We start from the raw sequence: 237 nt of genomic DNA on the forward strand, positions 1-237 counted from the left end.
GGTGAAGCTGTTTTTGGCGGCGCCGCCCAGTTTCTTCTCGGCCGCGGCCGAGGTGCAGACGGCGTGCGCGTCGCGCTCGCACTTCTTCAGGTAGGCGTTTTTGGCGGCGCCGGCGAGCTTTTTCTCGGCCGCCGCGGCGTGGCAGCTTTGCCCCGGGCCCTGGGCTTTCTCTTGGGCCCAACTGGCCGGTGCGGCCAGGGCGCAGGCCAGCGTCAGCAATGCAAACAACGGTTTCAT

Annotated in this window: 1 protein-coding gene; it reads right to left on the reverse strand. The window is 67.5% G+C overall.

The genetic code is table 11. The annotated features are described in order from the left end of the window. Positions 1–237, reverse strand: a 237-nt coding sequence (locus HA630_RS00270) for a hypothetical protein (RefSeq protein WP_166831986.1), incomplete at both ends; no start/stop codon positions are given.

It is taken from the genome of Aquabacterium sp. A08 (assembly GCF_011742065.1).